This is a genomic window from Pseudoalteromonas sp. Z9A6 (assembly GCF_011378805.1).
In the GTDB taxonomy this organism is placed as follows: Bacteria; Pseudomonadota; Gammaproteobacteria; order Enterobacterales; family Alteromonadaceae; genus Pseudoalteromonas; species Pseudoalteromonas distincta.
Genome location: NZ_WTKZ01000016.1, coordinates 65,912 through 75,006, shown reverse-complemented (window position 1 = coordinate 75,006; position 9,095 = coordinate 65,912). Strand labels below are relative to the sequence as shown.

General features: G+C 38.7%; 10 protein-coding genes. 2 read left to right on the top strand and 8 right to left on the bottom strand.

What is annotated here, in order from left to right:
- Positions 1 to 89 precede the first annotated feature (89 nt).
- Positions 90 to 1,097: a rhodanese-related sulfurtransferase gene (locus tag GQR53_RS08655; RefSeq protein WP_165743599.1), complete on the bottom strand. Its 1,008-nt coding sequence runs from the start codon at positions 1,095 to 1,097 to the stop codon at positions 90 to 92.
- 208 nt (positions 1,098 to 1,305) lie between these two features.
- On the opposite strand from GQR53_RS08655, the gene GQR53_RS08650 reads away from it, so the two are divergent.
- Positions 1,306 to 2,634 carry a DEAD/DEAH box helicase gene (locus GQR53_RS08650; RefSeq protein ID WP_165743597.1) on the top strand — a complete coding sequence of 443 codons (1,329 nt, stop codon included), beginning with the start codon at positions 1,306 to 1,308 and terminating at the stop codon, positions 2,632 to 2,634.
- Between the two features lie 2 nt (positions 2,635 to 2,636).
- Positions 2,637 to 3,470 (top strand): S1-like domain-containing RNA-binding protein, encoded by an 834-nt coding sequence (locus GQR53_RS08645; RefSeq protein ID WP_165743595.1) that lies wholly within the window; start codon positions 2,637 to 2,639, stop codon positions 3,468 to 3,470.
- 39 nt (positions 3,471 to 3,509) lie between these two features.
- Here the strand turns inward: GQR53_RS08645 and GQR53_RS08640 are convergent, their stop codons facing one another.
- The 7 genes from GQR53_RS08640 to cmk form a co-directional block, all read right to left on the bottom strand.
- Entirely contained in the window at positions 3,510 to 3,884 is a 375-nt protein-coding gene (locus GQR53_RS08640) for a hypothetical protein (RefSeq protein ID WP_024595713.1), read from the bottom strand.
- Positions 3,885 to 3,976: 92 nt separating this feature from the next.
- Positions 3,977 to 4,681, bottom strand: a complete 705-nt coding sequence (gene pyrF / locus GQR53_RS08635) for an orotidine-5'-phosphate decarboxylase (RefSeq protein ID WP_002961184.1) — start codon at positions 4,679 to 4,681, stop codon at positions 3,977 to 3,979.
- 44 nt (positions 4,682 to 4,725) lie between these two features.
- Positions 4,726 to 5,862: a lipopolysaccharide assembly protein LapB gene (gene lapB / locus GQR53_RS08630; protein ID WP_002961182.1), complete on the bottom strand. Its 1,137-nt coding sequence runs from the start codon at positions 5,860 to 5,862 to the stop codon at positions 4,726 to 4,728.
- 2 nt (positions 5,863 to 5,864) lie between these two features.
- Positions 5,865 to 6,146, bottom strand: coding sequence for a LapA family protein (locus tag GQR53_RS08625; protein ID WP_024595025.1), 282 nt, complete (start codon positions 6,144 to 6,146; stop codon positions 5,865 to 5,867).
- A gap of 21 nt (positions 6,147 to 6,167) precedes the next feature.
- The gene (gene ihfB / locus GQR53_RS08620; protein WP_002961178.1) at positions 6,168 to 6,455 is read right to left on the bottom strand and encodes an integration host factor subunit beta; all 288 of its coding nucleotides are present in this window, start codon (positions 6,453 to 6,455) and stop codon (positions 6,168 to 6,170) included.
- Positions 6,456 to 6,522: 67 nt separating this feature from the next.
- On the bottom strand, positions 6,523 to 8,190 hold the full coding sequence (rpsA, locus tag GQR53_RS08615; protein ID WP_002961176.1) for a 30S ribosomal protein S1: 1,668 nt from the start codon (positions 8,188 to 8,190) through the stop codon (positions 6,523 to 6,525).
- A gap of 95 nt (positions 8,191 to 8,285) precedes the next feature.
- Positions 8,286 to 8,996 carry a (d)CMP kinase gene (gene cmk, locus GQR53_RS08610; protein ID WP_002961166.1) on the bottom strand — a complete coding sequence of 237 codons (711 nt, stop codon included), beginning with the start codon at positions 8,994 to 8,996 and terminating at the stop codon, positions 8,286 to 8,288.
- Positions 8,997 to 9,095 lie beyond the last annotated feature (99 nt).

Sequence of the window (9,095 nt, the reverse complement as noted above, 5' to 3'; positions counted from 1 at the left end):
CGGTACGCTAGAAATAAAAAAGCCGCTCACCTTAAGTGAACGGCATTAGCCTAAATAGACTCTTTAAATGTAATACTTATTGTATAAATTTATTTACCGCGCTGAGCGTCTTTTTGGGCTTTTTTAGCTTCTTTACGTTGCTGTAAAACAGCTTGTGCTTCATTACCAATATGGCCTTCACCACGCGCTTGCGCTAATTCTATTTGCTTTTGGCGCTCTGCAAAACGTGCGCGTTGTTCATCCGTAACTTCTTCAATACAATGATGACAAGAGACGCCCTCCATGTATTCAGGCTTTAACTTTTCGTCTTCTGTAATTGGCATACGACACGCGTGGCATTGATCATAAGAGCCTTTTTGTAGGTCGTGATTAACCGCAACGCGATTATCAAATACAAAACACTCGCCTTCCCACATGGTTTCTTCTTTTGGCACTTCTTCTAGGTATTTTAAGATACCGCCTTCAAGGTGATAGACTTCATCAAAACCTTGCTCTTTCATGTAGGCTGTCGATTTTTCGCAGCGGATACCACCTGTACAAAACATCGCCACTTTTTTGTGTTTTTCAGGGTCTAAGTTTTCTTTTGCCCACTGTGGAAATTCGCGGAACGTTTTGGTATTTGGATCGACCGCATTTTGAAATGTACCAATTTCAATTTCGTAATCATTACGTGTATCAATTAAAATTACTTCAGGGTCAGATATAAGTGCATTCCATTCATTTGGCTTTACATAGCTACCCACAACTTTAAGCGGATCTACGCCTTCAACGCCCATCGTTACAATTTCTTTTTTTAGTTTTACTTTAGTGCGGTAAAACGGACATTCATCGTCGTAAGATTCTTTTGTAACGATGTTTTTTAAATTTGGTTGCTCATCTAACCATGCTAATAAGTTGTCTATCCCTTCACGTTTTGCAGAAACAGTGCCGTTTATACCTTCGGCAGCGAGCAATAAAGTACCGCGTACTTCATTTGCTTCCATCACTTCTAGTAATGGCTTACGGATAGCTTCAAATTCAGGTAAACCTACAAACTTATACAGCGCACATACTACAAAGTGATCGCCCGTTACATTATCTTTATGAACAACAGTCATTATATTTCCTATTTTGCCTTGTTAGCCAATATTGGCGTTTACCGAATCGTAAATCCGGCGCATATGGGGCGCGTATTTTACGCTTTTTTAGTTTAATTGCAAAAAATAGCGCTATAGATTGGTTTTTACTGTTAGCGACCTAGCTGTGTAAGCTATAATGCGCTAATAAATTTATAGAGTTAATTTGCTCATTTTGGAGAAACACACATTGCAGTTTACTGATCTTGGGATTGATACACGCCTTGAAACACAATTAGCACATCAAGGGATCACCCAGCCCACCGATATTCAAGCGCATGCAGTGCCTACCGCACTTGCAGGGCATGACATTTTCGCTCAGTCTAAAACTGGGTCGGGCAAAACCTTGGCGTTTTTATTACCTGCTGTACAAAGGGTTATGAAACAAAAAGCACTCAGCAAACGCGATCCTCGTGTACTTATTGTTGCTCCTACGCGTGAGCTTGCTACGCAAGTATTTACTCAGCTGCGTTTATTAATTGCAGGCACAGCTATTAAGGCAGTTAAAATACTTGGCGGCGAAAACTTTAATGACCAAATAAAAGCTCTTAGAAACGACCCACAATTCGTAGTTGCTACACCTGGGCGTTTAGCTGATCACATAACAAAACGCTCATTGCAATTGAGTGGACTAGAACTGCTTATTTTTGATGAAGCCGATCGTATTTTAGATTTAGGCTTTACCGAGCAGTTAAAAATGATTAACGAGCAAGCTAATCACCGATTACGCCAAACGTTATTGTTTTCTGCAACACTTGACCATGCACAAGTAGATGCACTATCACGTAACCTATTAAAAAAACCAAAGCAAATTACGCTAAGTGCAGCAAATGAGCAACATAGTGATATTAAACAAACGTTATACCTTGCCGATCACCTTGATCATAAAGAAGCGTTATTAGAGCATTTTTTAAACCAAGATGATGTTGGTCAATGTATTATCTTCACAGCAACGCGTTCTGACACGAGCCGTTTGAGTGAAGCCCTTAATGCTAAAGGCTTCAAATCTGTAGCGCTTGCTGGTGATTTAACGCAAAACAAACGTTTAGATATCATGGATTCGTTTAGTCGCGAAAACTTTAAAATATTGATTACCACCGACGTTGCATCTCGTGGTTTAGATTTGTTAAGCGTAACGCACGTTATTAACTTTGATTTACCAAAACACGCTGAAGAGTATGTACACCGCATAGGTCGTACAGGACGTGCTGGCTTTAAAGGAAATGCAATTTCATTAGTTGGCCCAAAAGATTGGGCAAGTTATTTAGCTATTAAAGCATTTTTAAATGACGAATTAAAATTTGCGAGCGTAGAGAGCTTAAAAGCTAAGTTTAAAGGCTTAAAAGAGAAAAAGCCTGAGGCAACGTGGGATAAATCTAAAGAAAAATCCGCCGCTGTTAAAAAGCCTGTATTTAAACGCAAAACCAAAGCTAAAAAGCCAACAGCACCTATTAAAGCACCAATGAACATTGATGGCGATACACCAATGCGCCGTAAAAAAAAGACTGAGCAGGAATAATTATGAGTTACCTAGGAACCACACAAACATTATTTGTAAAAGAAGTGAGTAACGAAGGTGCTTACTTAGACGGTCATGATTTAGGTGAAGTGTTTTTACCAAAACAAGAAATTAAACATGAGCTTGAAGCGGGCGATAGCATTAGTGTATTTATCTTTTTAGACAATGCTAATTTAGCCACAGCAACAATAAAGAAACCACATGCTCAAGTTGGCGAGTATGCCCTACTACGCGTTAAAGAAATAAATAGTATTGGGGCATTTTTAGATTGGGGGCTTGAGAAAGATGTGCTTGCACCTTTTAATGAACAAAAGCCACGCATGCAAGAAGGCCATTCTTATTTAGTACGCCTGTACCTTGATAATGCAAGCCAACGTATTTGTGCCTCAAACAATTTTAATCGTTTCTCATCAAAAGATGAGCCGCAATATACTCACTTACAAGAAGTGGATTTAATTGTTGCTGGCAAAACAGATATTGGCTACAAAGTATTAATTGAAGAGTCGCACTTCGGTGTTGTTTTTTACAATATGGTATTTAAAAGCTTATTTGTGGGTCAAAAGCTTAAAGGCTATATTCAAAAAGTACGTGACGACGGAAAAATTGATGTTGTACTAGAAAAGCCAGGTATGGGAAAAGTAAGTGACCTTGGTGAAACTATTATGCAAAAGCTTAAAAACGAAGGCGGTGTTATTCCACTTGGTGATAAGTCTGATCCTGAAGCAATAAAAAAGATGTTTTCTACAAGTAAGGCTAATTATAAAAAAGCAATTGGTGGCTTATTTAAACAAGAGTTAATAGATATTGAAGCGAAATCCATTCGCTTAAGATCTTAATTATAATTGGCTGTAATTACTAATAATACCTGTTTGTAATTAACCTAAAATATATTTATAAGGCAATGTACATTGCGTATATTGCCTTGAATAATCAAGCACTTCAACTTCCGACTCAAGATTGAGCGGCGCCAAACGAAAAACCTTTTTTTCACATTCTGTTTTTTTATCATCAAGCTTTGATATACATTCACTAACGCTTACATGCTGAGATATGAGTGTATCTTCATTTTTGTAACACAGATGATGAGCATAATCTTGCATTGTTTTTTTAAAATCAAACATATCGACTGGGTACGTTGGAATTATATCTGTAACGGTTGTTACACCATCGTATGCTTTATTAGAAAAAACGTACTTATTTACTGAAAAACCCGCAATAACAATTACTATAGAACCAAAAAATAACTTCAAAACAAACCCCTACTACATTTTGATTTTATTAATGTAACATAAAACTCACATAAGGTAAGGGTTTTAGCACTATATGACTGCTTAATGTTAAATTAAGCTATAGAGTTATTAACATCACTAAGCACTTTTACAGGATTATCTGCTTGAGTAATCGGTCTGCCTATAACTAAATAGTCACTTCCTGAATCTATAGCTTGCTTAGGAGTCATTATACGCTTTTGATCACCCGCATCACTCCCTTCAGGGCGTATACCAGGCGTAACAAGCTTAAAGCTATCACCTAACTCTGTTTTTAAAGCTTTTGCTTCTTGTGCAGAGCACACAACACCATCAAGCCCAGCTTCCTTTGCAAGCTTAGCTAAATAGATAACTTGCTCTTGAGCTGATTTATCAACACCTAAACGCTTAAGTTCTGTTTCATCCATACTTGTTAATACAGTAACAGCGATAAGTAATGGCGCTTTGTCACCAAATTGCTCTAGAGCCGATTTAGCTTTGCTCATCATTTCAAAGCCACCAGAAGCATGAACGTTTACCATCCACACCCCCATTTTAGCAGCTGCAGTAACCGCTTTAGCTACTGTATTAGGAATATCATGAAACTTTAAATCTAAGAAAACATCAAAACCTAAATCAATTAACTCTTTAACAAATGCAGGTCCAAAATAGGTAAACATTTCTTTGCCGACCTTGAGACGGCAAGTATCAGGAGAAAGTTGTTTAACAAAGTTTAAAGCAACTTCTTGATCATCGTAATCTAATGCAATAAGAATTTTTTTTGAGTGTTCGAAAGACATAACTATCCTAGTGAATGGCAGTAAAGTTATAAATTATGGGGTTATTAAAATCCGTCTAAGCCTCGACTTGGAACAATGGTTTCCCAATGCTTACAAGAAGGGCAGTTCCAATATATGGTGTAGCTTGTAAAACCACAATGCTGGCATTGGAAATCTGGTTTTGTAGCAATATAAGAGGTTACAAGCTTATCAATTTCGTTAAGTACTTCTTTAGTATTTTTATTTTGGTCACCCATTAATTGCAGTAAAAAACTAAAACCACGAATAGTAGGTTGACGTTTTAAGCTATCAGTTAAAAATTCAAAGGCTTGCTTGGTGTGACCTTGCTCAAGTAATGCTTGGCAATGCTTTATTTTAATTAATACTCCGCCCTTCTCTAACAAGTCACTGACTAACTCGTGAAATTGATGCGTCAAATTCAATTGTTTATAACTGTGTGCCAGCTCATCAATAAACAACGGAGCAAACAAGGTAAATTGAGAGACAAGTTCACGCCAGTAATAAATAGCTTTAACGTAATCTTCTTTTGCGTAAGCAACTAACCCTAACTCGTAAAGCGGACGCACGGCTTTATAATTTAAGCTAATCGCTTTTCTCATTAGTTGGGGTGTATTGTCACTTAAAGCTGACTCACAATAAAAATTAGCAATTGCTTTAAATTGCTGTTCTTTTGAAAATAATTCGCTATGGGCTTCAAACATGTTGATGCCTTTTTCCCACTCACGGGTTTGCGAATATAAAGTGATAATAGGGTCCAGCGCTTCTACATGCCCTGCTTTAACTAACCAAACTAAGTGCTCTTCCGCACTATCTAGTAGTCCAGCCATTATATAATCTTCGGCTAGTTCTAAACGACTAGTTGCAGCTTGTTGTTCATTTAAGCTTGGGTGTTTTAATAGAAGTTCGTGAATTTTTATTGCGCGGTCTAATTCACCTCTACGGCGAAACATGGTGGCAAGTGTAGAATAGTGTTCAACCGAGTCGGCTGAAACTTCAAGTAAGTTGATTAAATGCTCTAAGCCTTGATCTTCTTCTCTATCGAGTAGAAATTTTAAGCCTTTGCTATATTCAGAAGTGATCTGACGATTAAGTTGATGAGCTTGGTTTTTAGCACTGTTTTTACCCATAATCCAACCGTAACCAGCGGCAACGGGTAATAGTAAAAACAAAAGCTCAATCATAGTTAGGTGTCTTTATTCGCGGCAAGCTTTTTTTTATCTTTTTCAGGCGCTAATTGCTTTTTTAAGCGGTAGTTTTGCCACTTTAATTGCGAAAACAATTTAAAGCTAATAAAACAACCAATCAAAACACCTAATAAAAAGCAGATACTTATTATTACAGCTAAAGGTAGCGTATTACTGGCTATAATGTAATTTACTTGTACTAACTGTGGGTTTTGTGACCCTAATACAAATGCACTGATAAGGCATAGTGCAGCCAGAATAATTTTTAATACCTTGAACAAGTAACTACTCCACTAAGTTAACTAGGCAATGCTTTCATTCACGCGGTCGCGTAATTCTTTGCCTGGTTTAAAATGAGGTACATGCTTTCCTTCAAGCTCAACTGTATCGCCAGTCTTAGGATTACGACCTGTGCGAGGAGCGCGGAAATGCAAAGAGAAACTACCAAAACCTCTGATCTCAATACGATCTGAAGTAGATAATGAGCCGGCCATTTGTTCAAGAATTTCTTTTACAGCATTCTCAACATCTTTCACTGGAACGTGTGCGTGTTGTTCCGCAAGTATTTCTATCAATTCTGACTTAGTCATAGCGTTTCCTTAAAAAGAGATATAGGAAGGGCAAAAAATGCCCTTCCAACTAAAAACTAATTATATATTAGTCTTTTTGTGCATTTGCGAAAGCAGCTGCCATTGCGTTTTCAAACACTGGCTCTTCTTTCTTAAGCTTCTCTAGTACTTCTTTCTCTTCTGCTTCGAAAAGAGCTTTTACAGATAAGCTTAAAGTGCGGTTCTTACGATCAACACCAACGTATTTAACTTCAATCTCGTCGCCTACAGAAACAACAGTAGTTGCATCTTCAACGCGCTCTTGAGCGATATCAGCTACACGGATGTAACCTTCAACGCCTTCGATAAGTTCAACAGTTGCGCCTTTCGCATCAACTTCAGTCACTTTACCTTTAACAATAGCACCTTTTTTGTTTGCATCAAGGTAGTTATTGAATGGGTCAGCTTCGATTTGCTTAACACCTAGAGAGATACGTTCACGCTCTGGGTCAACTTGCAATACGATAGCAGTGATTTCGTCGCCTTTCTTGAATTCACGTACAGCTTCTTCGCCAGGTGTATTCCAAGAAATGTCTGAAAGGTGTACAAGACCGTCAATACCACCGTCAAGACCGATAAAGATACCGAAGTCAGTGATTGATTTGATCTTACCAGTAACTTGATCGCCTTTGTTTTGTAGACGAGCAAATTCCTGCCAAGGATTAGCAATACATTGCTTAAGACCAAGAGAAATACGACGACGTTCTTCGTCAATTTCTAAAACCATAACTTCAACAGTGTCGCCAAGGCTTACAACTTTTGAAGGATGGATGTTCTTGTTAGTCCAATCCATTTCAGAAACGTGTACTAAACCTTCAACGCCTTCTTCGATTTCCACGAAACAGCCGTAATCTGTAAGGTTAGTAACACGACCAGAAAGTTTAGAACCTTCTGGGTAACGACCAGCGATAGCTGCCCATGGATCTTCACCAAGCTGTTTAAGGCCTAGAGAAACACGAGTTTTATCTTTGTCGAATTTTAGAACTTTAACTGCGATTTCGTCGCCAACATTAACGATTTCTGAAGGGTGCTTAACACGCTTCCAAGCCATATCAGTAATGTGTAGTAGACCATCAACACCACCAAGGTCAACGAATGCACCGTAGTCAGTAAGGTTCTTAACGATACCTTTAACTTCTTGGCCTTCAACAAGGTTAGCAAGAAGCTCTTCACGTTCTTGTGAGTTTTCAGATTCGATAACTGCACGACGTGAAACAACAACGTTGTTACGTTTTTGGTCAAGCTTGATTACTTTAAATTCAAGCTCTTTGCCTTCAAGGTGAGTTGTGTCACGTACTGGACGAACATCAACAAGTGAACCAGGTAGGAAAGCACGGATTGAATCAACTTCAACTGTGAAACCGCCTTTAACTTTACCGTTGATAACACCAGTAACAGTCTCTTGCTCTTCACATGCTTTCTCAAGACGGATCCATGCTTCGTGACGCTTAGCTTTCTCACGAGAAAGGATAGTTTCACCGAAACCGTCTTCAATTGCATCTAGTGCAACATCTACTTCGTCGCCTACAGCAACTTCTAGTTCACCAGCAGCATTTTTGAACTGCTCTGCAGGGATAGCACTTTCTGATTTAAGACCAGCATCTACAAGTACAATGTTATTCTCGATAGAGATTACTGTACCTTTAACGATAGAGCCTTGCTCTGCTTCAAAACCCTTTAAGCTTTCTTCAAATAACTGCGCAAAATTTTCTGACATACGAATATACGTCTCATATATTAATACCAATAAGCAACCATGCTGCATGGGGTTGTTAAAATAGCACTGGCATCCTGCTGGCGCATAAAATGTGTTTAGCTTCGTTTAGGAAGCTTACCTTCAGAGATAGCAATATCCAATAAAGTTATTACCTTATCAAACACTTGCTGTGCATTAAGATCGCTAGTATCGATCTCAATAGCATCCTCTGCAGGTACAAGCGGAGCAACGGTGCGATTCATATCGCGCTCGTCACGAGCTTGAATGTCTTGTAATAGACCACTTAGTGTAACATCAAGGCCGCGCGTATTCAACTCAACAAAGCGTCTACGAGCACGCTCTTGTGCACTGGCTGTTAAATATATTTTTAACGGCGCATCTTGAAAAACCACAGTGCCCATATCACGGCCATCGGCAATTAAGCCATTTTCAGTGCGAAATGCACGCTGGCGACGTAATAACGCTTCACGAACGCGAGGTAATGCTGCAACTTTTGAAGCCGCAGCGCCTACTTCTTCATTACGAATAGTAGTGGTTACATCTTCGCCTTCTAAAATAACTTTTCCTGCATTAGTTTGACTATCTACCAAAAACTGCACATCTAAATTTGCAGCAAGCGGGACAAGCCCTTCTTCATTGTCTAATGCAATTTGGTGATGAAGTGCAGCTAAAGATAAAACACGATAAATCGCACCGCTATCTAATACATCCCACCCTAACTTGTCGGCTAACAAGCGACAAACAGTTCCTTTACCTGAACCACTTGGGCCATCAACGGTGATCACGGGCATTAATAACGCCTGCATTTAAAACCTCCTGCAATGCACACCTAAATAAACCGCGACATTATACGTCAGTTATTAAAATATATCTGCTATTAGTGTGTAACTTTTGTAATTACTTCT